General features: G+C 64.2%; 21 protein-coding genes. 11 read left to right on the top strand and 10 right to left on the bottom strand.

All coding sequences use genetic code 11. The annotated features are described in order from the left end of the window. Nucleotides 1-310 precede the first annotated feature (310 nt). Together fdxA and J2D73_RS01210 are read right to left on the bottom strand one after the other, a co-directional pair. Nucleotides 311-643, bottom strand: a complete 333-nt coding sequence (gene fdxA, locus J2D73_RS01205; RefSeq protein ID WP_026396821.1) for a ferredoxin FdxA — start codon at nucleotides 641-643, stop codon at nucleotides 311-313. Between the two features lie 212 nt (nucleotides 644-855). Continuing rightward, nucleotides 856-3,507: a helicase-related protein gene (locus J2D73_RS01210; RefSeq protein WP_243429517.1), complete on the bottom strand. Its 2,652-nt coding sequence runs from the start codon at nucleotides 3,505-3,507 to the stop codon at nucleotides 856-858. 154 nt (nucleotides 3,508-3,661) lie between these two features. Between J2D73_RS01210 and J2D73_RS01215 the strand changes: the two genes are divergently transcribed. From J2D73_RS01215 to J2D73_RS01225, 3 genes are all read left to right on the top strand, one after another. Next, nucleotides 3,662-5,074 (top strand): leucyl aminopeptidase family protein, encoded by a 1,413-nt coding sequence (locus tag J2D73_RS01215; protein ID WP_207878582.1) that lies wholly within the window; start codon nucleotides 3,662-3,664, stop codon nucleotides 5,072-5,074. A 150-nt stretch (nucleotides 5,075-5,224) separates the two neighbouring features. Beyond that, nucleotides 5,225-5,647 carry a MarR family transcriptional regulator gene (locus J2D73_RS01220; protein ID WP_086643455.1) on the top strand — a complete coding sequence of 141 codons (423 nt, stop codon included), beginning with the start codon at nucleotides 5,225-5,227 and terminating at the stop codon, nucleotides 5,645-5,647. 753 nt (nucleotides 5,648-6,400) lie between these two features. Continuing rightward, nucleotides 6,401-6,847: a hypothetical protein gene (locus J2D73_RS01225; RefSeq protein WP_086643454.1), complete on the top strand. Its 447-nt coding sequence runs from the start codon at nucleotides 6,401-6,403 to the stop codon at nucleotides 6,845-6,847. Nucleotides 6,848-6,898: 51 nt separating this feature from the next. On the opposite strand, the gene J2D73_RS01230 is transcribed toward J2D73_RS01225, so the two are convergent. Further along, complete coding sequence (locus J2D73_RS01230; protein WP_207878584.1) at nucleotides 6,899-7,981, bottom strand: glycosyltransferase family 4 protein; 1,083 nt, start codon at nucleotides 7,979-7,981, stop codon at nucleotides 6,899-6,901. 185 nt (nucleotides 7,982-8,166) lie between these two features. On the opposite strand from J2D73_RS01230, the gene J2D73_RS01235 reads away from it, so the two are divergent. The 6 genes from J2D73_RS01235 to J2D73_RS01260 all read left to right on the top strand — a co-directional run bounded on the left by J2D73_RS01235 (nucleotide 8,167) and on the right by J2D73_RS01260 (nucleotide 14,454). Next, nucleotides 8,167-10,179 carry a polysaccharide biosynthesis protein gene (locus J2D73_RS01235; protein ID WP_207878586.1) on the top strand — a complete coding sequence of 671 codons (2,013 nt, stop codon included), beginning with the start codon at nucleotides 8,167-8,169 and terminating at the stop codon, nucleotides 10,177-10,179. Beyond that, on the top strand, nucleotides 10,176-11,315 hold the full coding sequence (locus J2D73_RS01240; protein ID WP_207878588.1) for a DegT/DnrJ/EryC1/StrS family aminotransferase: 1,140 nt from the start codon (nucleotides 10,176-10,178) through the stop codon (nucleotides 11,313-11,315). The genes J2D73_RS01235 and J2D73_RS01240 overlap by 4 nt, the downstream gene beginning before the upstream one ends. Nucleotides 11,316-11,333: 18 nt before the next feature. Next, nucleotides 11,334-11,804, top strand: coding sequence for a hypothetical protein (locus J2D73_RS01245; protein ID WP_086643450.1), 471 nt, complete (start codon nucleotides 11,334-11,336; stop codon nucleotides 11,802-11,804). After that, the gene (locus J2D73_RS01250; protein ID WP_207878590.1) at nucleotides 11,801-12,412 is read left to right on the top strand and encodes an HAD family hydrolase; all 612 of its coding nucleotides are present in this window, start codon (nucleotides 11,801-11,803) and stop codon (nucleotides 12,410-12,412) included. The genes J2D73_RS01245 and J2D73_RS01250 overlap by 4 nt, the downstream gene beginning before the upstream one ends. 151 nt (nucleotides 12,413-12,563) lie before the next feature. Then, nucleotides 12,564-13,013 carry a RidA family protein gene (locus J2D73_RS01255; protein ID WP_051291880.1) on the top strand — a complete coding sequence of 150 codons (450 nt, stop codon included), beginning with the start codon at nucleotides 12,564-12,566 and terminating at the stop codon, nucleotides 13,011-13,013. A 250-nt stretch (nucleotides 13,014-13,263) separates the two neighbouring features. Next, nucleotides 13,264-14,454 carry a serine hydrolase gene (locus tag J2D73_RS01260; RefSeq protein WP_207878592.1) on the top strand — a complete coding sequence of 397 codons (1,191 nt, stop codon included), beginning with the start codon at nucleotides 13,264-13,266 and terminating at the stop codon, nucleotides 14,452-14,454. Between the two features lie 156 nt (nucleotides 14,455-14,610). On the opposite strand, the gene cobS is transcribed toward J2D73_RS01260, so the two are convergent. Further along, complete coding sequence (gene cobS / locus J2D73_RS01265) at nucleotides 14,611-15,360, bottom strand: adenosylcobinamide-GDP ribazoletransferase (RefSeq protein WP_207878594.1); 750 nt, start codon at nucleotides 15,358-15,360, stop codon at nucleotides 14,611-14,613. Further along, nucleotides 15,357-16,391, bottom strand: coding sequence for a nicotinate-nucleotide--dimethylbenzimidazole phosphoribosyltransferase (cobT, locus tag J2D73_RS01270; RefSeq protein WP_207878596.1), 1,035 nt, complete (start codon nucleotides 16,389-16,391; stop codon nucleotides 15,357-15,359). Before cobT ends, cobS begins: the two co-directional genes overlap by 4 nt. A gap of 300 nt (nucleotides 16,392-16,691) precedes the next feature. On the opposite strand from cobT, the gene bla reads away from it, so the two are divergent. Both bla and cobU read left to right on the top strand, forming a co-directional pair. After that, a complete protein-coding gene (gene bla / locus J2D73_RS01275; protein ID WP_207878598.1) occupies nucleotides 16,692-17,549 on the top strand; it encodes a class A beta-lactamase in 858 nt (285 codons plus the stop codon). A 110-nt stretch (nucleotides 17,550-17,659) separates the two neighbouring features. Next, entirely contained in the window at nucleotides 17,660-18,202 is a 543-nt protein-coding gene (gene cobU / locus J2D73_RS01280; protein WP_207878600.1) for a bifunctional adenosylcobinamide kinase/adenosylcobinamide-phosphate guanylyltransferase, read from the top strand. Between the two features lie 3 nt (nucleotides 18,203-18,205). Here the strand turns inward: cobU and J2D73_RS01285 are convergent, their stop codons facing one another. The 5 genes from J2D73_RS01285 to J2D73_RS20970 all read right to left on the bottom strand — a co-directional run bounded on the left by J2D73_RS01285 (nucleotide 18,206) and on the right by J2D73_RS20970 (nucleotide 21,787). Then, on the bottom strand, nucleotides 18,206-18,793 hold the full coding sequence (locus J2D73_RS01285; protein WP_207878602.1) for a hypothetical protein: 588 nt from the start codon (nucleotides 18,791-18,793) through the stop codon (nucleotides 18,206-18,208). A 113-nt stretch (nucleotides 18,794-18,906) separates the two neighbouring features. Beyond that, a complete protein-coding gene (locus tag J2D73_RS01290; protein WP_026396805.1) occupies nucleotides 18,907-19,458 on the bottom strand; it encodes a methylamine dehydrogenase light chain in 552 nt (183 codons plus the stop codon). Between the two features lie 100 nt (nucleotides 19,459-19,558). Next, nucleotides 19,559-20,164 carry a thioredoxin domain-containing protein gene (locus tag J2D73_RS01295; RefSeq protein ID WP_341534996.1) on the bottom strand — a complete coding sequence of 202 codons (606 nt, stop codon included), beginning with the start codon at nucleotides 20,162-20,164 and terminating at the stop codon, nucleotides 19,559-19,561. A 73-nt stretch (nucleotides 20,165-20,237) separates the two neighbouring features. Then, nucleotides 20,238-21,425 carry an amine dehydrogenase large subunit gene (locus tag J2D73_RS01300; RefSeq protein ID WP_207878606.1) on the bottom strand — a complete coding sequence of 396 codons (1,188 nt, stop codon included), beginning with the start codon at nucleotides 21,423-21,425 and terminating at the stop codon, nucleotides 20,238-20,240. 137 nt (nucleotides 21,426-21,562) lie between these two features. Beyond that, on the bottom strand, nucleotides 21,563-21,787 hold the full coding sequence (locus J2D73_RS20970) for a sulfurtransferase TusA family protein (protein ID WP_408736813.1): 225 nt from the start codon (nucleotides 21,785-21,787) through the stop codon (nucleotides 21,563-21,565). Between the last annotated feature and the right edge of the window lie 111 nt (nucleotides 21,788-21,898).

Here is a 21,898-nt window from a genome sequence, read left to right on the forward strand (position 1 = left end):
GCATACTCAGAATAATGGGTTATCGCTTTGGGAATTTGGGTGCGACTGACTTAAGGCCGTTCGCTGTAAAGTGTCACGGCCCATTTGCCTGCGGATCGTGATGCTGCCTGACGCGCAACATGGCGGTGAATGTCTCCGCCAGACGCCTGCAAACTATAATGAGCCTGCTTTTTAAATGCCGCTCGATTGGAGGTCCGGGTTAAGTTCTGCGCGTCTGACGCCAGACGCAGCGACAAACCGGGGAGCGTTGATCAAAGATAAAGAGGCCAGCGTGTGTCCATGAGGGGACATATGCTGGCCTATAGTGGCGTCAGTCTTTGTGGGGCGCAGATGACAAAAGCTCTTTCTTGTTCGGCTTGTCTTTCCACTCCTCCGCGTCGGCGGGCTGGGCGCCCTTGCGGGTGATGTTTGGCCATTGCGTCGAGTAGCTGGCGTTGATCTCGGCCCAGGCGGCGGCGCGGTCATCGCTGTCCGGGAAGATGGCTTCAGCCGGGCATTCCGGTTCGCACACGCCGCAATCGATGCATTCGTCCGGGTTGATGACCAGGAAATTCTCACCGGCGTAGAAGCAGTCCACCGGGCAGACTTCCACGCAATCCATGAACTTGCAGCGAATGCAGTTTTCAGTGACCACGTAGGTCATCGCTCTCTCCGATCGTCAGAAGGTCGGCGCATCGCCGACTTTGGTGTCGCGGGGCGGTCGCGTGGACGGCTCCCATTTCTCAGGACGGGTTGATATGCGAGGGTTTTGGCTGCGAGGCAAGCCCGCGTTTTGGGCGCCTCCGGACCAACCGGCGCAAGGGCCGGCCCGGGCGGACGCATTCCGAACGGATTACGACGCAAATGAGCGCTGCGTTAAAGGCCGCTTCCTGCCCCAAGCAGACTCGAAAGCGCGGCGAATGGACCGTCTTTCACTGCGTTCGGCCGGGCGGACGCGCGCTTCGGCTCCACCCGGCGGGGCTGCTTTCGGCGAGAGAGAATCAGCGCCGGAGAGGGCCCGAACATCCCTGCAGGCAATGGCGGCGGCGGCGCGATTTTGAAACCGATGGCCAGCAACGCATCTCCCAGACATTCACGCCTGAGTCCTGAAACCTGAAGGATATTGGCGGGGGCTGCGACTGGGCCGTCCTGGGTCAGCGCTGCAAGACGATTTGCAAGACGCTGCGCTGCGTCCAGCCGCATGCGCACCGGTCCCAATTCGGGCCACCCAAGTTTCGTCAGCAGCCGGTGCGGAAACTGGTTGGCCGGGACGACTACGGCGCTGTCGGGGGGGAGTTCCGGCGGCGGCGCATTGTCGTGGATCGCCAGCAAAAGGGCGCGCAACCGCATGCGGCGTGGCTTGAGCAATTGCGGGAGATAGAGCGCATCGAGCGAGCCCGCTCCTTCCAGCGCCGCTATCCCCAGGCGGGACAAGCGGCCGCGTTGGCGCAGCGGTTGCGTCGGTCGAGCCTGTCCGAGACCTTCGGTCAACTGATGGACGACGCCCCTCATGGTCGGATCGGACGCTGCAGCGTCGGTCGCGCGGAACAGCGGAGCGAGGTCCCGCTCGATGTGCGCGTGAAGGAAAGCCCCGGCGCGCGTTTTGATCCGGTCTTTTTGCTGGCTGTCGAGCAGCCCGTCTCCACGCGTCTCTAGCGCGGGATGCAATGGGTCGCGACCGGAGCGCAGGCGAACGATGACCGCTCCGTCCCACAGAATCTCGCCGCGCTGTTCGTCCAACGAAAAAGAGGAATCGGGGGCGTTGCAGCAGGCGGCGACCCGGGCTGGCAGTTCGGTTCGCATCGCCCGACGCGCAGCTCGGCCCAGCGTGGCGCGGTCGGTCTCCGGCAAGTTCTTGTCGAGGTGAAGTTCGAAGCCGTGGATGCGTCCCACGGCGTGGCCTTCGACGACCACCTCTCCGTCTTTACGAACGGCGGACAACAGGGGCGTCCGGTCATCGCCGTCCAGCAGGCGTATCAGATGCGCCGCGCGCCGATCGACGAAGCGGGCGGTCAGCCGCTCGTGCAGTGCGTCCGATACGGCGTCCTCGACGGCGCGCGTTCGCTCCTGCCAGAGCGGGGCGTGGGAGACCCATGTCTCGCGGGTTGCGACATACGACCAGATGCGGATGCCCGCCAGGCGCTGCATCAGCGTGTCGACGTCGCCCTCGATGTTGTTCAGCCGTGCGAGTTGTTCTTCAAGAAGGCTGCCCGGCAGCCGCTTGCCGGACGCCAGACGATCGTAGATCCGGGCGCAGAGCTGCGTGTGATTCTGCTCGCCGAGTTTGCGAAAGTCGGGGATCTGGCACACGTCCCACAGCAGTCGCGTTCTGCCGCCCGTCGCTGCCGACGCTGCGATCTCGGGGTCCGCCGCCAGCGCCGCCAGCGTCAGGGCGTCGCTGGTCTGCGGACTCGCTTGCAGGCCTCGTGCGGGCGACGGGCGGGACAGGCTGCGCAGCAGGGCGCCAGGCGAACCGAAATCCAGATCGATGTTGCGCCAGTAGAGGCGTTGCAGCGGATCGAAGCGGTGCGTCTCGACGCTTTCGATGATTGCGTCGGGAATGGCGGGGCATTGTCCGGTGGTCCCGAACGTGCCGTCGCGCGCGCCACGTCCGGCGCGTCCGGCGATCTGTGCGACTTCCGGCGCGAGGAGATTGCGTCGACGCAGGCCGTCGAACTTGGACAATCCGGCAAAAGCGACATGGCCGATATCCATGTTCAGCCCCATGCCGATCGCGTCCGTGGCGACGAGGTAATCGACCTCCCGGTCCTGATACAGCGCCACCTGCGCGTTGCGCGTGCGGGGTGACATCTGCCCCATGACGACGGCGCATCCTCCCCGTCTGCTGCGGATCAGTTCGGCGATGGCGTAAATCTCGGCGGCGGAGAATGCGACGATCGCGGTGCGAGGCGGCAGCTTTTCCAGTCGCGTCGCGCCCGTCGCGGTCAGCGCCGACAGGCGGGGGCGCGTTTCTATGGTTGCGTCCGGCACAAGCTGGCGCAGCAGAGGCGCGATGGTTTCTGAGCCGAGGAAGAGCGTCTCGTCCCGCCCGCGCGCATGCAGCAAGCGCGAGGTGAAGACGTGCCCGCGCTCGGGGTCTCCGCAGAGCTGGATTTCGTCCACAGCCAGAAAGGAGACGCTGCGGTCCGTTGGCATCGCCTCGACCGTGCAGGAGAACCAGCGCGCTCCGGGAGGGACGATTTTCTCCTCGCCGGTGATGAGGCCCACGCGCGCGGCCCCTTTGGCGGCGACCATGCGGTCGTAGTTTTCGCGAGCGAGAAGACGCAGTGGGAAGCCGATGACGCCGGACGGATGAGCCAGCATGCGTTCGATGGCGTAATGCGTCTTGCCGGTGTTCGTTGGCCCGAGGATTGCGTGAGGAGGAGGTGGACCAGCGTAGTCGGACTGTCGCGACGCCATGCGTGCGGCGAAGGCAGGGGATGCGGCGCCGTTACGCGCCGGGGGGGAACCGTTTTCTGAGATCCGCGCCGTCAGGCCCGGAACCCGTCCGCCATGCGACCCTGTCATATCGCCATGGTGGACTGGTTTTCACGAATTGCAAGCGTCCTTTCTGCTTCTCGCACATCGCCGGTCGTCCGTAGGCGCGCCGACGCATTGCGTGGACAGCCCGACCGAGGCAGCGTGCCGGATACAGACCGGATATTTGGAGCGCGGGAAGGCTATGACCGTAAGGGAGATTGAATGCGTCACGACGGCGCGGCGGAAGGCGTCGCGCGTCGTTCACGGACTCCGCAGGAGCGACGTGAAGACGCTGACGCGTGTCGTTGGAGAAGCGGGCGCCGGATTCGCGACCGCTGTGGGGTTCACCGCGCGTCCCGGCGAACTTGTGATCGTGCCGGACGGGAGAGGCGGGGTTTCGGCGTTGCTGGGGTTGCTGCCCGAGGGCGTGTCGGACCCGATGGTTTTTGGCGCATTGTCTGGCGCGCTGCCGAAAGGCGCGTGGCGACTCGACCTCCCGTCCGACATCGACCGCTCGACGGTGACGCTGGGTTTCGCGCTCGGCGCCTACCGGTTCTCGCTGAGGGACGGAAGCAAGCCGACGGTGGCGACCCTGGTGGAGGAGAGTCCTGACGCCGAGGCGCTGGAGACGGCCAGATCGATCTGGCTGGGGCGGGACCTGATCAACCTGCCGGCGAATCTTCTGGGGCCGGCCGAACTGGCGAAGGCTGTCGTCGGTGCGCTCTCGCCATTCGGCGCGAAGACGAAGGTCGTGAAGGGTGAGGCGCTGGCGAAGGAATATCCGCTGGTCGCGCATGTTGGAGCCGGATCCGCACGCAAACCGCGGGTGGTCGTTGCGTCATGGAGCGGGTCTGGCGCGGCGGCTGACGCGCCGCTGCTGTCGCTTGTCGGCAAGGGCGTGTGTTTCGACACCGGCGGCAACGATATCAAGCCGTCGGCGGGCATGTTGCGAATGAAGAAGGACATGGGCGGCGCTGCGACGGTGCTGGCGCTGGCCCGCCTTATCATGGCGCGCGATCTGCCGATCCGGCTGGAGGCTCGGTTCGCGTGCGTCGAGAATTCGGTGTCCGGTTCAGCCATGCGCCCGCTGGATGTCGTAGAGGCGCGTAACGGGCTGACGGTCGAGATCGGGAACACCGACGCAGAGGGGCGTCTGGTCATGGCCGACCTGCTGAGCGAAGCCTGCGAGGCGAAGCCCGCCTTGCTGCTGGACGTGGCCACGTTGACGGGAGCGGCGCGGGTCGCTTTGGGACCCGATCTGCCAGCATTGCTGAGCAACGACGACGGAGCGGCTGAGGCGCTTCTGAAAGCCGGTCGTGCGGTATACGACCCGTTGTGGCGCCTCCCGCTATGGGATGGATACCGTGATTGGCTGCGCAGCCCGGTCGCAAATATTAACAATGTCTCATCCAAGCCTTTCGCGGGGGCAATAACCGCGGCTTTGTTTCTTGAACGTTTTGTCGACCCAGCTGTGTGTTGGGCACATATTGATAGCTACGCATGGAACGACAGTTCGCGCCCCGGGCGTCCGGAAGGCGGCGAAATCATGGGGTTACGTGCGATTTTCGCCGCGTTGCCGACGTTGCTGAACCTGAACGATATATTACATTCGTGAGAATAATGATTCCCATGAAGAACTATTTATTCAGGTGCGGTTTATTTTCGCCAGAGACGTTCTATATGACGTCGCATGTGAAGCGCCGGTCCCGACCGGCCTGACCGGGATAACGACTCCCGGCCCGAAAGAGTTAAGGAGTTTACTATCATGGCTCAGACCAAAACCGCCTCCATCAAGGGCGCCAAGGCTCAGAACAACGCCGCCGCCGACGCCCTCGTCACCACGCTGCGCGAGACGATCGTATCCCTCGTTCGTCGTGACGGCCCCGATCTTTCGGCGCGTCAGCTCGCCGTGTTCCTTACCTGCTACCTGCAGGAAGAAGGACACACGGTGCGCGGTCTCGCCGCAGAGCTGAATGTTTCGAAGCCTGCGATCACTCGCGCGCTCGATCGTCTCGGCGAGCTGGATCTGGCCCGCCGCAAGGTTGATCCGCTCGACCGCCGCTCTGTGCTGGTGCAGCGCACGCTGAAGGGCGCCGCTTACCTGCGCGAAATTCGTTCGATCATGGGCGAGTCCGCCACGCCGAAGAAGGCTGTCGAAGAGAAGACGGTCCGCGCCCGCGCAGCCTGATCGCGCTCGGGACGCGTCCTTCCCGTTTGGAGATTTTTCCGACGGAGTGGCGGTCCTGCAGTTTTGAGCAGCGTTGTTCGAGCGAATATTCAAAAGCCGCGTCCCTCAGGGACGCGGCTTTTCTTTTGGCGTCGATGCGCGCCAATCGATTGCCTGAAGAGAGGTGTGTGTTCGAAGGGGGGGTAATCCAAACTTTCTTGCGCCATCACGCGGGAGCGGTCTTTTTGATTTTACCGATCAGAGAATACTGAGGCAGGCGCGCTATTCATTCCGCTGAAATCCGGGAAATAAACCAAACTCTTGCGGACCACGGAACAGCAGCGTCCGTGAACCGGTTTCGCGTATCGGTCATCAGGGGAATGCAGGACTTTCGTCCCGGGGCTGTCAGCTTCGTACAACGGAGCATGGTTCGCAAAACGCATGGGCGCCTTTCTTTTGACGTCTTGCGGGCGCACAGAACGGTATGCGGACACGCATTGGCGGAGGCGCATCGTCACATTTTCTGCAAACCTCTCATGAGGAGCGTCAGAATATGCTTCGGGGCGGGTTCGTTGCGTGCCTGCAGGCAGAGAAAGCGTTTTTTCAAACCAGCGCTCTGTTGTGAAACGCTTCGTCGCCGCAAACCATGGGCCGGTGAGAACGTTGAAATATGATGTGCGCTGAAGCTGGGCGCGGGTGCGCTCTCAGCCGTGCTTCGATGTGTTTTCGCACAGACGGGAACAGCGTCGGCAAGATTTAAAAAGGAAGACCATCATGCGTTTTGCACCGATCGCCGCTGTGGCGGCTCTTTCTCTCGCGACCATCGCCACGCCGTCAGTAGCGGCGGGCGATGCTCTGGGGTCGCCGACCGCCACGGTGGTTCTTACAGCCAAGTCGGCGGATATTGGCGTTGGTTACACTTGGGGCGACGCGACTCTGACCTATAACCACAAAAAATATCATTTCTCGGTGACGGGCGGCACGATTGCGGCCGTTGGTTATTCCGAGGCGACCGGCAAGGGTACGGTTTACAACCTGCACCGCGCCGAAGATTTCGCGGGAACATACGCCGCTGCGGCTGGTGAAGCGACGCTGGGCGAGGGCATCGGCGGCAAGGTTCTTGAAAACAAGAACGGCGTGCGCATCAAGATCGAGATGGCTTCCAAAGGCGCCCGTCTGGCCGCCGCCGCCAGCGGCATCACCTTCACTCTCAAGCAGTAAGACGACGCTGTCCGGGCGGAGCTTTTCCGCCCCGTGGCGCCGCTTGCGGCGTCACCAGCGGCCGACCGGCCGACGGCGTTCCAGAGATACGACCACGCCCGTCCAGATGAGTTGCGGCAGGGCGATCAGCGCCAGAAGCAACAGCAGGGCGCTGAGGTGGCCGCCTTCCTCTACGGTTGTGCTGCCTGTAGTGACGCACGTCGTAATCAGCGATGGGCGCAGCAGCGTAAACCATGTCGCGCCCCACAACACAAAGCCCCAATGGATCAGCGCCACCGTCGTGCGCGGCATGCCGACGCGATAGGCCACTTGATACAGGTGGCCACGGTGAGCCTCAAGCAGGCGCTCTCCGGCGCGAGCACGGCGACAGAGCGTGATACCCACATCGTAAAGCAGCCCGGCGGTAAGGCAGAGAACCTCGATCGCCGTCGAGGGATCGAAGAGGCCGCTTGCGTCGGGACGAACGCCTGAGAGCGCGGCTGCGCCGACCAGCAGCCCGCAGCTCTGGCTACCCACGTCGCCCATGAAAATGCGCGCGCGGGGAAAGTTAAATGGCATGAAGGCCAGCAGCGTGCAGGCGAGTAACGCCGACTCCGCGCGCAGGTCGGAAGCTGCGGTGGGTGACGGAAGCAATGCGAGACAGGCGAAGGACAGGCACAGAACGCCTGAGACCAGCCCGTTCAGCCCATCCATGAAATTCACGGCGTTGGTCACGAACAGCAGCCAAGACAGGGCGATGGCGCCGCCGATCCACAGGCCAAGAGGTCCGGGAAAAGGTGGAGCCCAGGCTGCGACCAGCATTGCTGCGCCAATCTGCGCCCCGAGCTTCACCCATGGCGACCACTGTTTCACGTCGTCAATCCACGACACGATCGCCAGCGCTGCGACAGCGACCCACAGGACGCCGACGGGCGTTGTAAACGCGGGCAGTCCGAGCGTCGCGCGCAGTGGCGGAAGCACGAGAAGGAACGCGCCGATTACGCCGACGCCGCCGCCCTTGGGCGTCGGCTGCGTATGCGCGCTGCGATGGACCGGCGTGTCGAGGACGGCCACGGCGATCATGCGGCGGATCAGCAGCGCGGAGAGGATAGCAGCAAGGAAAAGCAGGGCGATGGAGGGAAGCGTTATGGGCATCGGTCGCCTTCAACCGGGGGCAGCGGGCGGCGCGAAGGGCGGTCGTCCGCGCTCTTCGGACTATGTCCGAGGAGTCGCCGGGCTGGCCCTTCGTGTCGGGTTGGCCTGCGCCGAACGGCCGACGCAGAGGAAAGCTGCGTTGGTTCCTTCTAGCCAGCGCGAGGGTGGGCTATAGGGCTATGGTGATGGCACCGCAACGTCCGGAAGTCGCGCCGATAAGCACCCGGCTGCGGCCGTTCAACCGCATTCTTGTCAACGTCCTGCTCGACGGGACGGTGGCCGCGCTCGCTGCGCCGGTCGCGCGTTGGCTTGCCGCGCCGCAAGAGGGGCTGCTGCATCCGCTCTGGCTGCTGGCTGGGGGCGCGATCACATTGTTGGTCAGTGGTCTGCCGTTTCGGATGCCGCAGCAGTACTGGCGGTTTTCCGGCATCTCCGACCTTCTGGGGATTGCCGGGGCGTCGATCGCCAGCGCCGCGCTGTTCACCGCCGGTCTGGCCGCCACGGGTTATCCGCTGCCGAGCCCTGCCTTCCCGATCATCTATGCGCTGACCCTGATTGTCATGCTCGGCGGATTGCGCGCGGCCTACCGCATATTCAACGTTCTGGGCCGGCGCGGTGCGGCACAGCAGCGGGTGGTGCTGGTTGGCGCGGATCAGGTCGCCGACCTGTTCCTGCGTGCGATTGCCCGCAACCCGGGCTCGGACGTGCGCGTCACCGGGCTGATCGGGCAGGGGACGAATCAGGCAGGGCGGCGCATTCATAATGTTCCAATTCTGGGGCACGTCACCGAAATAGCGGCGTTGCTTGACGGTATGGCGCAGCGCAAGGCGTTGCCGGACAGTCTGGTGGTGACCGACCCGAATTTCCGTGGCGAAGGGTTGAGCCGAGTGCTGGACGCGGCCGAGGCGCATGGCGTCGAGGTCATGCGCGCGCCGGTGCTGACGGCGCTTACGCCCGCTGACCGGGTTGAACTGCGGCCGGTGGCTCTGGAAGATCTGCTGAATCGTCCGCAGGTGCCGCTGGATCGCGAAGGCATGGATCGCATGATCCGCGACCGCGTGGTGATGGTGACGGGCGCAGGCGGCTCGATCGGTTCCGAACTGGCGCGCCAGATCGCTTCCTTCGGGCCGAGTCGCCTCGTTCTGGTCGATAACGGCGAATACGCGCTGTGGCGGATCGACGTCGAGTTGGGCGAGCAGGCGCATCCCGCAGCGCGCGACATTGTCGTCGCGGACGTGCGTGACGCCGGACGGATCGAGCGCGTGTTTGCAACCTATCGCCCGGCGCTGGTGTTCCACGCTGCGGCGCTGAAGCATGTGCCGATCGTCGAGAGCAACCCGTGTGAGGGATTGCTGACCAACGTGCTCGGCACGCGCATCGTCGCCGACGCAGCCGCTCGGCACGGCGCACAGGCGATGGTGGTGATCTCGACCGACAAGGCGGTGAATCCGTCCAGCCTGATGGGCGCGAGCAAACGCGCCGCCGAGATGTATTGTCAGGCTCTCGACATCGCCGCGCGGACATCTGGACGCCGGGACGCCATGCGTTGCGTAACCGTGCGCTTTGGCAATGTACTTGGTTCGACCGGATCGGTTGTGCCGCTCTTCCGCAGGCAGCTTGAGCGCGGCGGGCCGCTGACCGTCACGCATCCGGACATGCGTCGCTACTTCATGACGGTGCCGGAGGCTGTCGGACTTGTGTTGCAGGCCAGCGTGCGGGGCGCCATCGTCGGACTGGACCATGAGGAAAGCGGCACGGACGCCATGCTGCGCGATGGCGGCATCTTCGTGCTCGACATGGGACAACCCGTGAAAATCGTCGATCTTGCGCGGCGCATCATCCGTCTGGCGGGGCTTCGGCCTGACGAGGACGTGGCTATCCGCTTCACCGGCCTGCGTCCGGGCGAGAAGCTTTTCGAAGAGTTGTTCCACGGGCGTGAGGCCCCGGCGCCGACAGATGCGCCAGGCTTGCTGATCGCCACGCCGCGCGTCGTGGATTTGCGACAGGTGTCGGCGGCCGTGGACAGAATCGCGGCCTGCGCGCATGACGGCAATGCGGCTGAGGCGATTGCCGTGCTTACCGCCCTTGTGCCCGAATTCGTTCACAACAGCACGGGCGCGACGCCGACGGATGCGGGAGAAGCCGCTTCCGACGCCGCGCCCGGAACCGCCTTGGGCAGGGAGAGACTGGTTTCATGAGCACGTCGTCAGAGTTGGCCCCAATCGCGTTTCTCGACCTCGCGGCGCAGCAGCGCAGGATGGGCGAGGCGCTGCGCGCGCGGATCGACGCGGTGCTGGCGCATTGCCGCTTCGTGATGGGACCGGAAGTTGTTGAGCTGGAAGAAAAGCTGGCGGCCTACGCTGGCGCCGGGCATTGCGTCGGCGTGTCCTCTGGCACCGACGCGTTGCAGATCGTCATGATGGCGGAAGGGATCGGACGCGGCGACGCGGTGTTTCTTCCTGCGTTCACCTACACGGCGACGGCCGAGGTTCCGCTGGTGCTCGGCGCCACGCCCGTCTTTGTGGACGTCGATCCGGCAACATTCCAGATCGATCCCGCCAGCCTGCGCGCGCGTATCGCCGACGTGCGCAAGGCGGGCAAGCTGAAGCCGCGCGCTATCGTCGGCGTCGATCTGTTTGGTCAGCCCGCCCCGTGGGCGGAGTTGCGGGACATCGCGACAGAGAACGATCTTTTCCTGCTCGACGACTGCGCGCAGTCTTTCGGCGGCTCTTATGGCGGGCGCAAACTGGGGCGGGAGGCGACGGCTACGACGCTGTCTTTCTTCCCGTCCAAGCCGCTGGGCGGTTACGGAGACGGCGGGGCGATTCTGACTGATGATGCCGAGCGCGCGGCGCTTTATCGCTCACTGCGCACGCATGGCGAAGGCGGCACGCGGTACGAGGTTCTGCGCACTGGCATGAACGGGCGGCTCGACACGTTGCAGGCGGCGGTACTGCTGGCGAAGCTGGACTTCTTCGAGGCGGAGCTTGCGCGCCGCGAGGAGATCGCCTGCGCTTATGACGCCGGGTTGCGAGGCGTCGTGACCGTGCCTGCGCGTGTGCCGGGCGGGGCGAGCGCCTGGGCGATCTATGCGATCCTGCTGTCGGACACGGCGGCGCGGACGGCGTTGCAGGAGCGATTGAAAGCGGCGGGCGTTCCGTCTGCGATCTATTATCCGCTGCCGCTGCATCGGCAGCCAGCGTATCGCGATCACCATGACGGGGCGACGCTTCCTGTTTCAGAGTCTTTGGCCGAACGCATTCTTGCGCTGCCGATTCAGCCTGAACTGACGGACGCGGAGGTCGCCCGTGTGATCGCCGCCGTGCACGGCTGATCGGACGGAGTCAGGGTCATGAGGAAAGAGGTCGTCTTCATCATCGCTTTTCTGGTGTTCACCATAGGCACAGCCAGCGTCATCTGGCTGGCGGCGTTGCCGAATTTCAAGCCGGTGACGTTTCCGCAAGTCACGGCCGGGAAAATTTTCGTGGGACCGATGCGACGCGTCCGGCAGTTGAACGCGTCTGAGATCGCGACGGTGAACGACTGGCTTCAACACCACACGCACGGGTGGGGGCCGCTCAGCCAGACACCGCCTTCAAGCGGCGATGCGCGGCTGGAGCTTCAGGCTCAGCGGGACGGCAAGTCAGACCCGATCGCGCTGACGCTGTGGACCGGGATCAGTGCAGCGGACTGGAACGACACGGTGTTCGTCGAGGCGCCGGACGGAAAGAAAGTGCGCACGGAAACATTCAGCGATGCGGAGTTTGCGCCGTTGGGCAAGCTGGTCGACGGCGGCGCGTATCAGAAGTCCGCTTTCCCATGATCGAGATTTCCGACGACGTCGCCGCGCTGATTTTTGATTGCGACGGAACGCTGGTCGACACCTTGCCGCTCTATCTGGCGGCGTGGCGCGCCGCTGTGCTTGAGGTTGGCGGGATCGACCTGCCACCGGAATGGTTCAGGGGAAAAGGCGGCTACGCCGAGCGCATGCTGTTGGCGGCGGTCGACAAGGCGTTCAACGTTTCTCTCGATCACGACGCGATCATTGCCGCCGCCCGGCATGGCGTGATCGATCGTCTGCACGCTGTGCGTGAGAACGCGCCGGTAGTCGCGCTGGCGCGGGAATGGGGCGGCCGCCTGCCGCTGGCCGTGGCTTCGAGCGGCTCGCGTGAGGTTGTCGAGGCGTCTTTGACGGCCATCGGGCTGCGGGACGCGTTCGCGAAGATCGTGACGATCGAGGATGTCGCAAACCCGAAGCCAGATCCCGAAATTTACCTTCTTGCTGCGCAGGGACTGGGTGTGGACCCCGGACGGTGCGTGGTGTTGGAGGATAGCGACGAAGGACTGAAAGCGGCGCGTGCGGCCGGGATGTGGGCGTTCGATGTCCGGGGCTGGGCTGATGACAGGGCGGGCGGTCAGGCTGCCGTTTAAGGTGCCCGCAGGAGTGCTCGTTGCATGATTGTCGGAGAGTTGCGGTCTCTCAGGCGCGCCGGGGCTGTGCGTGAGTTGTTTTCACAATGGAATCGCAATAATTTCCCAGACGTTGCTCCAACGAAAGAAGCTTCTCTCAAACGAGGTCATCATGCGCTACGTCGCTCCCGTCGCCCTTGCAATGCTGGTTTCCACGGCTTCGCACGCCGCCACCGTCGAGCATTTCGCTCCTGAGGGAGTGCCTGCGAGCGTCACGACCGCTCCGCCGTTCAGCAGCGCCGTCATGGCGGGCGACACACTCTACATCTCCGGCACCACCGATCATGACCCGGCCACGGGCAAGCCGGCCCTCGATGCGACCGCTGGCGCCAAAATCGTGCTGGATAACATCAAAAAGACGGTCGAGAAGGCTGGTCTGACGATGGACGATCTCGTCTGGGTGCAGATTTTTGCTTCGGACCTCAAGAATTTTGCGGCGTTCAACGCCGTTTACCGGACCTACTTCAAGGGGCCGATGCCTGCGCGCGCATTCATCGGGGCCGGAAGCCTGCTGGGCGGCGCTCACTATGAGGTCATGGGCATCGCCGTCAAACCGAAGTAAGCGTCACGAATTCAGGTCGTTTCAAAAGAGGAGGCGGAACGCTGTTGCGGTCCGCCTCTTTTTCTTTTGCGCTTTCCCGGCTTTGCAAAGCGCTCATGAGTCTTTGTCGTCATCTGCAAGTTCGTGGTTTGCACGCATTGTCTGCGTGATGGAGGCTAGTTGCGCCATGTGACGTTTCGCGTCGTCGTCGGGGTGGCGTCCACAAAACAAAACCGATACCGTAACAAAATAAACTGTGGACGATACGGCTGTGACGACAACAGTTCCTTCAGCGTGGGCGAACGTTATCGAGCAACGCGACGCTGGAAAGGCGGAGCTTTTGGCGCGCGTTTATGACGGCGCGCTGCCCCCTGCCCGGCAGGTCGAGGTGTTCTCGGCATTGCGCGACATTCTGCCATGCCGCGTTGTCCGGCGAGGCGAGGCGCGGCCGCTGGTTTACGATGACGGCGCGTTACAGAACCTGCTCGGTCTCAAAGTGGAGACTGGAGGAAAGGTAAACGATTTTTCTGACTACCTCTCCCTAAACCGGGTTGCGGGAGTGCTGATCGCGCATGAAGGTCGGGTCGTTCTGGAGCATTACGACCTCGGGGCTGGGCCGGATACGCTCTGGCCGTCCATGTCCGTCGCCAAGTCGGTCAGCACCACTCTGGTCGGCATGGCGATCAGGGATGGCCTGATCGGCGGTCTGGACGACATGCTTGAGCGATACCTGCCAGAGTTGAAGGGTGGCGCTTATCAGGGCGTGTCGGTCCGCAATCTCCTGCAAATGACATCAGGCGTCGGGTGGAACGAGACCTATACTGATCCGTCATCGGATCGTCGCCGGATGCTGGCGCTACAATCCGCCGGTCGTCCCGGCGCGATCCTGGATTTGATGACGAATCTGCCGCGCGTGGCGGAGCCCGGTGCGGTCTGGAATTACAGCACAGGCGAGACCTGCGTCATGGGATATCTGTTGCGTGCGGCACTGGGGCGATCACTGTCGGAATATCTTTCAGAAAAACTATGGAAGCCACTTGGGATGGAGCATGACGCGCGCTGGTGGCTGGACGCGGCGGATGGTACTGAGACGGCGGGCATGGGCCTGAACGCGACTCTTCGTGACTTCGCGCGTTTCGGGTTGTTCGCCCTGAATGGCGGGCGCATCGACGGAAAATCCCTTCTTCCAGAGGGTTGGTTTGAGGAGGCGGGGCGTCCGAGGACGCTTTCGGGCGGCGATCGGCTGGACTACGGCTACATGTGGTGGCCGACGCCGGACCGAGATGGCGGGTTTTCGGACTGCGCTTTTTCTGCACGGGGAATTTTCGGGCAGCGCATCTATCTGAATCCTGCGCGTAAGACGATGATCGTGGAGTTGCGGGCGCGGTCCAAGCCGATCATGGAAGATCCTGTAGATTCGAACGCGTTTGCGCATGCAGTCGTGGATGCTCTGGCGGGATGATTTTGAAGGCGTCAGGCAGGGCCAAAGCTATCAATCGCGACCGGTGACCGTACGCATTGTGGATAGTAGCGTTTGGTGGTCTTCATAAGAAATTATATTTCTATATAAGCAGTTTTGGTAATAAATGTGTGAACGTCCTTTCTGGGCGAACGGCGGTCAAGCGCCTCCCGCGCTCGCAGCTATCATCGCGCCACATTCAGCGACGACCACGGTTGCTCCTAAAACATCGCCAGTATATCCATTGATTTGACGCCACGCCATTATCGCGATGAAGGCTGCCCCGATCATTGTCGCAGTCCATTCCGCTGGCCGCTGCGACGTGATCAGTAAAAAGCCAAGCGGCGCAACCAACCCAAAAACCACGGCGAACGCCGGAGGTTTGCCAACAGACCGTCCCAGGCCGTCCTCGCGCGCGGGCGGCAACAGCGTCATGACGAGCGGCAGCGCCCCGCGTGAAGCCGCCGATGCGAGAACAAGCGCCGCCAGCGCCCTGTCGGCAGGAATCGCAGCTATCGCGCTGGCGCGGAGCATTGTTGTCAGGACCAGCGCAAGAGCGCCGTAACTGCCGATGCGGCTGTCGCGCATGATGGCGAGCTTCCGTTCCCGATCACGCCCGCCGCCGAACCCGTCCGCGACATCGGCCAGCCCGTCCTCATGCAGTCCGCCAGTCAGCAACGTCTGAACAGACAGCGCGCACAGGGCGGCAACCGGCGCTGGTATCCCAAGAGCGCGCAGCGCCTCCATTGCGCCGCCACCGATTAGCCCGATCAGCCCGCCGATGAGTGGCCATGTCCAGGAGGAGCGCGCCATCGACATGGCTGCGCCGTTCGCTCCTAGCCATCCCGTTGGCAGGCGGGTCAGAAGCCCCAGCCCGCAGGCGAGGTCGGCGCGGAGGGCTTGCGTCACGACGCGCGGGCGTCGCTGTTTGTGGCGACGCCCGCGGAATCGAAAGTCGCCATCCCGGTGTGGCAGGCGATCGCCGCCCGTACGAGCGGCGCCGCGAGCGCGGCCCCTGACGCTTCGCCGAGGCGCAGGCCAAGATCGAGCAGAGGCTCCACTCCAAGAGCGGCGGCGAGCCGCGCATGTCCGGCCTCCGCCGAACGGTGGGACACCAATGCGTGGTCGAGGCCATCGGAGTTCAGGCGGGCCAGAGGGGCGGCGGCGGCCGTGCAGACGAACCCGTCCAGCAGAACGGGTACGCCGTGGCGTCGGGCGGCGAGCGTCGCGCCCATGATTGCGGCGAGTTCGTAACCGCCCAGACGGCGTGCGGCTTCCAGAGGATCGGACGTGAAGTCGCCGTGCCGTGAAAGCGCGGCGTCGATGGCGCGCGCCTTGCGGGCCAACCCGTCGTCGTCGATCCCGGCGCCGCGTCCGGCCCAGTCCGTCCCGCTCCCGCCAAACAGGCCGGCGGAGAGTGCAGAGGCCACGGTCGTATTGCCGATGCCCATTTCCCCGAGGCACAAAAGGTCGGCCTCCGGCGACACCGAGGCGTAACCGAGGTTCACGGCGGCGAGGAACCCGGCTTCGTCCATCGCCGGGCCGGCTGTGAAGTCCTGCGTCGGCGCCAGATCGGCGACTTCGACGACGCGAAGCGTTGCGCCTGCGACGCGCGACAACTGGTTGATCGCGGCGCCGCCGTTGCGGAAATTCTCCACCATCTGCGCGGTGACGGCGGACGGCCATGCGGAGACACCCTGCGCCACGACCCCGTGATTGCCTGCGAACACGATGACGTCGATGCGCTCCAGCACCATGGGCCGTCCACGCCTCCAGCGGGCGTGCCATTGGGCGATGCGCTCCAATCGTCCGAGGCTGCCGGGCGGCTTGGTCAGTATCCGGTCGCGGGCGGCGGCCTGAGCCTCGGCGTCCGCGTCGCCGCGCCAGAGCGAGGTGGCGGCGTCGCGGAGGGCGGCGATGGTGAGGAAAGATTCTGGCATGCCCCGGTATGTGCGGCCTTCGGGCGTGGGCGGCAAGCCGGGGAGGGGTGTTCGCTCGCCTGTGATACAGGGATGAAGATGCTTGCGCTGCGTTAACTGCAAAGATGGCGTCAAGGAAAACATACTCTAAGTTATTACTTTATCGATGATATTTACCCGTTCAAACGAGTTTTTCTAAGCGAAACCCGCTCCAGCCCCCTCTAGGCAAGAATGCTCATTCCGTTCCGAATTCGACACAAAAAAGCCCGGAACCTACATCATCAGGTGCAACACACTTATCCCTCAACTCAGGCGGAACACATGCGACGTCGGCGCTTGCTTCAGTATGGCTCGGTATTGCTGGCCTCTCCTGCTTACGCGCTGCCGCCCCCGCCACAAGCGATCGCGACGTACGAGCGCGAGAGCGGCGGCCACATAGGCGTTTATGCCGAAAACCTTGCAACCGGCGGCAAGCTGCTGTGGCGGGCCGACGAACGTTTCGTAATGTGCAGCACGTTCAAGGCTTCGCTCGCTGCCTGCGTGTTGCGCCGCGTCGAGCGAGGGCAGGAGAAGCTCGCTCGGAGCGTCGCCTATACGAAAGCGGATGTGCCGGATTGGTATGCGCCTGTGGCCAAGGAGAATTTGGCGCGCGGGTCGATGACGGTCGCTGAGATGTGTCAGGCTGCCGTGGAGCAGAGCGACAACACCTGCGCCACGCTGCTTCTCTCAAGCATTGGCGGCCCGGCGGCCCTGACGGCGTTCTGGCGTTCGATCGGCGACACGCAGACGCGCCTCGACGATCCGGAGCCGTATCTCAACCGGACGCCCCTCGGCGGCGTTCGCGACACGACGACCCCGGAGGCGATGGCGAAGATCCTGCAGCGCCTGGTGCTGGGGGACGTGCTGTCGGACTCGTCGCGGGCGTTGCTGACCGGGTGGCTGGTCGGGTGCCAGACTGGCGGAAACCGCCTGCGCGCCGGTCTTCCCAAGACGTGGCGCGTGGGCGACAAGACCGGCAACAACGCGAAGGATGCGGCTGGAGACATCGCGGTGCTGTGGCCGAAACCGGACGCCCCGATCATTGTAGCGGTTTATACGAGGGGCGGAACGCCGACTGACGCGCAACTGACTGCGGCTTTCTCTGGCGTCGGCGCGCTTGTCGCAAAGACGCTGGGTTGAGGCTCCGGGCGGGTTGCGTGGCAAGACGTCGCGGCGCCTTGGAGTAGGAAAAAAACGTAAGGCGCCCGTTCGGGCAAGGTCATGTGACGTGTGGGGAGCAAGCGGTTCTGATGACGTCTGAGGTGGTCCTGACGCCCGTTTTGACGGGGCTGGGCGGAACGGTTCTCGTTCTTGGCGGCGCACGCTCGGGCAAGAGCCGGTACGCCGAGGCCCTGATCAACGCAATGCCTGCGCCGTGGATTTACGTTGCGACCGCGCATGCCGGGGACGACGAGATGGCGCAGCGGATCGACAAACATCGCGCGGATCGGAAAGACGGATGGCGGACCGTCGAAGAGCGTTTCGATCTTCCCGGTGTTCTGGACCGGGCGGGGACCGCTCCGGTGCTGGTGGACTGCCTGACGCTCTGGCTGACGAACCTCATTTTAGATGATCGCGATATCGCGGCGGCGTCGGAAGGGTTGATGGAGGCGCTGGTCCGGCGTGCTGCGCCGACGGTTCTGGTCGGGAACGAGGTAGGGTTGGGGCTGACGCCGGAAACTCCGCTAGGCAGGCGTTTTCGTGATGAAGCGGGATTGCTGCATCAGCGCATCGCGCGTGACGCGGGACAGGTCGTGTTTCTGGCTGCCGGGCTTCCGCTGCGTCTCAAGTAGCAGTCAGGACGGCCCCGGCGCGCTGAACGGGCGGGAGACGCCGTTGTCGACCTCCCGGCTGTTCAGATTGAGATCGTAATCGTGGAGATCGGCCGCGCGCGGACAGGCCTTTGCGACGCCACGCACCACTTCGTCGCGATACATATGCAGGCTGGCCTCCCGGAAAGGATGTGCGCGCAATCTGGCGACTTCCTCCTCGGTATAGGGTTTGGCGCCCTGCGGGGCGCTGCCTGCGCCCAGCCTGAACACGACGAAATTCATCATCGTCGCCAGATCCGCCGACGACAGGTTCGCAAAGGCGACGTTGGGCAGGCGAATCAGGTATTCGCGCCCGGCGGGGGTGCAGAGGAAATAACCTACATGTCCGGTGAGATCCGGGACCACACTGCGACCGGAATGTCCCTGCACGCCGTGACAGCCGCCGCAACCGGTCAGATAGTTCCCCTGAACGCCCGGCAGAACGGGGACGGAGGCCATGGGAACCGGCGCCACGTTCACGGAATTGTCGCCCGCAAGCGCGGCGGCGCTTCCACCGAGCAGCGCCGTTCCAACGAACAGGGCGGCGAGCCAGCGTCCGGGGGCACGGGACACCGCCGTCGTTCCAGAACCGGCTGTGCTCTGGGCATGTCGCCGGACAGGAAGCGCACGCTCTCTAAACGATGCCCGCAGGCGCGACGCGAAGCGGGGACCGAACATGATGGAGCCTAGCTGGCCTGACCGATGATCGCCGCCGTTGAGCAGTGATACGTGGTCGATTTGGTGCCGAAGCACCAGATGATGTCGTTGCTCGTCTGCGGGCGGTAGATCGGCATTTCACGGTCGGACGTATTGCAGTCGCACTCTTTCGGCACGTTGCACATATTGCGACCGCAGCAATCACGGTAGGCGATGACGTAGGAACGGCCATCTTCCGGGTTGCGGCAGGTGCCGATCCATGAAACCGGGGAGGGTTCCGTGCCCGGAGGGCAGGTGTGTACGCCGCCTCCGCAACAGCCGCACAGCACGCCGTCGATGGCGCAGTGCCGCCAGTAATCGCAGCGATCCGGATCTTTGGACTGCGCGTTGCGCTCGAAATCCGTCAGCGTCGGCGGCGGGTTCGGCGCCGCCGCTTCCGCACGCGTGACGGGCAGCAGCGGGAAGGCGGGAGCGACGGCCATGGCCGTGCTCACCTTGCCGAGGACGCTGCGACGGGAAGAGTTGACGGCAAGGTAACGGGCGAATTTCTCGCTCAGTGTGTCGAACAGCGACACGGACATGCTTTACTCTCCCCTGACCAGTTCGAACTTCAGCTCTGCGGGCGCCCCGAAGGCGCCCGTCAGGACCGGCGATGTATGTGCGGCGCTGCTGCGCGTCAGATCATGCCGCATGGGCGTGACCGGCGTGCGACCGCGCTGCGAGATAAGACTGGACCGTCGCGAAACCGGTCTCGTGCGCCGTCAGCAGGCTTTCCAGATGCTCGCGGCTGTTGACCAGTCCCTTCGCCACGATCGCGCCTTCCGTGCCGAGCAGCGCCGCGAACGGCAGCTTGTCGACGCCAATCATGCGGCCATAGCGATCATCGTTGACCATCTGCCCGCGCGGCAGGCCGAACGACGCGACCAGACGCTCCTGCGCTTCCGCGCTGTCGTCGCCCATGAACACCAGATCCAGCGCCTCCCGCCGGGCGAAGTCGCGTGCGATCGGCGCCAGTTTGCGAGAAATCGGACATCCTTCGCCGACAAAGAGCAGGAGCTGCATCCGCGCTCGCGGGCCGCCGAGAACGACTGGCGTTCCGTCCAGGGCGGAGCCGTTCCAGGTCGGGGCTTGCGCGCCGGGGGGAGGGCCGCCTCCCGCCATCAGGGCGCCGGCCGGGGCCACAACACGATAAAAGCCGCGCAGGGATCGGAACAGCAGGGCCATCACGACCGCCACTGCCGCCACGAGCAGCCATGTCAGCGCCTGCGCTGCGGCGAGCGTGATCACGCGGACGCCCACGCGGCTGGGCTGGACGGCTGCGAAGCGCGCGCCGGAATATGGATCGACTGCGTCATTCGGCTCACATATCCGGCACGATCGACATGCCGCCGACGCGCGCCTCGACGGTCCGGCTCACCTGCCCGGTGGCGGCGTCGATCACGGTGATCGGGCCGTCGTGGTCTCCCGTTACGTAAACGAGGGACGCCTTGTCGGGGCTGACGGCGACGCCTTTCGCGGGCGACGGCAGGTCGATTCTGCGAAGAAGGACCTGTTGCGCCGGATCGAACTCCCACAGCTCAGTGCCTGCGGTCTTGTGCGTCCAGTGGTTGCCGGAATGCATCAGCACGAAGAGGTGGCCGGTCGCGGTATTCCAGGCGAAAGGCTGCTGTCCGCCTGGACGCCACGCCAGTTCCTGTACGCCGGTTCCTGCCTGTGGCAGGCCTGCGGCTTTCTGCAGGGACCATGTGGCGTCGATGGTGGGGTTCTGGCCGAGCGTGACGTTGTAGACCTTGCCCGTGTAGCTGATGAACAGCGCCTTGCCGGATTTGTGATCGACCAGCCCCTGTTCGAAGACGGGGTCGTTATTCGCGTCGAAGAACGGCTTGGTGTGGGTGATCGTCGGCTGCGATCCGTCGTTCACGCCGACATTGGTCAGGGACCCGTCGCCGCAAAGGCTGGAGAAACCACCGGATTTCCATGGGAAGATCAGCGCGCAGCCGGGGATGTCCACAGTCCGCGCGACAGCGCCCTTCGAAAGGTCCACCAGGGTGACGGCGGTCGCTGGGCTCATGTCGAAAATATACGCCCAGCGCCCGTCGCTGCTGACGTCGAGATCCTGCTTTTTGTAGACGGCGAGGGCGCGGGGCGGCAGTTCGATCTCTTTTGTCAGGGCGAGCGTCTTGGCGTCGTAGACCTGAAGCAGATCCTGTCGCGTGCCGTGATCGACGCGCGAATACATCGTGTCGGCCACATAGATAACCTTGTGGTCCGGCGAGATGGCGATATTGGCGAGCATGCTGGCGGGCAAGGTGCCCAGCATACGTCCCTTGTCCATGTCGAAAATCTGGTACGTGTAATCGGTCGCGGACGGGATGAACCAGTGCGGCCCGATCGGCGGCAACGTGGCGACGTCGTTCTGCTCCGCCTGCAACACGGGGTGGGCGCCAGTAGCCTGAGCCATGGCCGGGGTGTGTGACAGCACGGCGGCGAGACCGAACCCCAGCGGTCCTATCGCGCGGCGGGCGCAGGTCTTCAGCCAATCCGTCATCTCGGTCCTCCACGTAACGCGTGCAAGACAAGCCGAATTACGGGACGCCGCCAAGGGGATGAGAAAAAAAATCTTTCACGATCGCAACAATACCTTCGCGATCAACGTCACCTGAGCGGTCAACTGCGCCTTCGTCGTCAGGCCTTGCGGATGAACAGGGTGCCTGAGCCGTCGGCCTCATCACGCTGCGATATGATCGCGTGACCCAGAGCGGACGCCGATCGGGACACGTTTCGCAGGGGCTCTTCCCCGCGCAGCGTCACTGCCAGCAACTGCCCGGAGCTCATGGCGTCGAGCACGAGACGCGTACGGACAAACGTCATCGGACACGTGTCACGCGTGATGTCGAGGGTTCGGTCGATGTGACCGACTCGGGAATAATTTTCGGTGGCCGCCGGGGTCGGCTTGGTCGTGTTTTCAGGCGCTTGCATGCCGAGAAAATGGGCGCGAGGCGACGGTTCGGCAAGGTGTCG

The sequence above is a fragment of the Acetobacter sacchari genome (assembly GCF_017377715.1).
Classification (GTDB): domain Bacteria; phylum Pseudomonadota; class Alphaproteobacteria; order Acetobacterales; family Acetobacteraceae; genus Acetobacter; species Acetobacter sacchari.

Bases quoted from the DNA above. Each gene is read 5' to 3' on its own strand.
- fdxA (WP_026396821.1), bottom strand. From the start codon at position 643: ATGACCTACGTGGTCACTGAAAACTGCATTCGCTGCAAGTTCATGGAT.
- J2D73_RS01210 (WP_243429517.1), bottom strand. From the start codon at position 3,507: ATGACAGGGTCGCATGGCGGACGGGTTCCGGGCCTGACGGCGCGGATC.
- J2D73_RS01215 (WP_207878582.1), top strand. From the start codon at position 3,662: ATGACCGTAAGGGAGATTGAATGCGTCACGACGGCGCGGCGGAAGGCG.
- J2D73_RS01220 (WP_086643455.1), top strand. From the start codon at position 5,225: ATGGCTCAGACCAAAACCGCCTCCATCAAGGGCGCCAAGGCTCAGAAC.
- J2D73_RS01225 (WP_086643454.1), top strand. From the start codon at position 6,401: ATGCGTTTTGCACCGATCGCCGCTGTGGCGGCTCTTTCTCTCGCGACC.
- J2D73_RS01230 (WP_207878584.1), bottom strand. From the start codon at position 7,981: ATGCCCATAACGCTTCCCTCCATCGCCCTGCTTTTCCTTGCTGCTATC.
- J2D73_RS01235 (WP_207878586.1), top strand. From the start codon at position 8,167: ATGGCACCGCAACGTCCGGAAGTCGCGCCGATAAGCACCCGGCTGCGG.
- J2D73_RS01240 (WP_207878588.1), top strand. From the start codon at position 10,176: ATGAGCACGTCGTCAGAGTTGGCCCCAATCGCGTTTCTCGACCTCGCG.
- J2D73_RS01245 (WP_086643450.1), top strand. From the start codon at position 11,334: ATGAGGAAAGAGGTCGTCTTCATCATCGCTTTTCTGGTGTTCACCATA.
- J2D73_RS01250 (WP_207878590.1), top strand. From the start codon at position 11,801: ATGATCGAGATTTCCGACGACGTCGCCGCGCTGATTTTTGATTGCGAC.
- J2D73_RS01255 (WP_051291880.1), top strand. From the start codon at position 12,564: ATGCGCTACGTCGCTCCCGTCGCCCTTGCAATGCTGGTTTCCACGGCT.
- cobT (WP_207878596.1), bottom strand. From the start codon at position 16,391: ATGCCAGAATCTTTCCTCACCATCGCCGCCCTCCGCGACGCCGCCACC.
- bla (WP_207878598.1), top strand. From the start codon at position 16,692: ATGCGACGTCGGCGCTTGCTTCAGTATGGCTCGGTATTGCTGGCCTCT.
- cobU (WP_207878600.1), top strand. From the start codon at position 17,660: ATGACGTCTGAGGTGGTCCTGACGCCCGTTTTGACGGGGCTGGGCGGA.
- J2D73_RS01290 (WP_026396805.1), bottom strand. From the start codon at position 19,458: ATGTCCGTGTCGCTGTTCGACACACTGAGCGAGAAATTCGCCCGTTAC.
- J2D73_RS01300 (WP_207878606.1), bottom strand. From the start codon at position 21,425: ATGACGGATTGGCTGAAGACCTGCGCCCGCCGCGCGATAGGACCGCTG.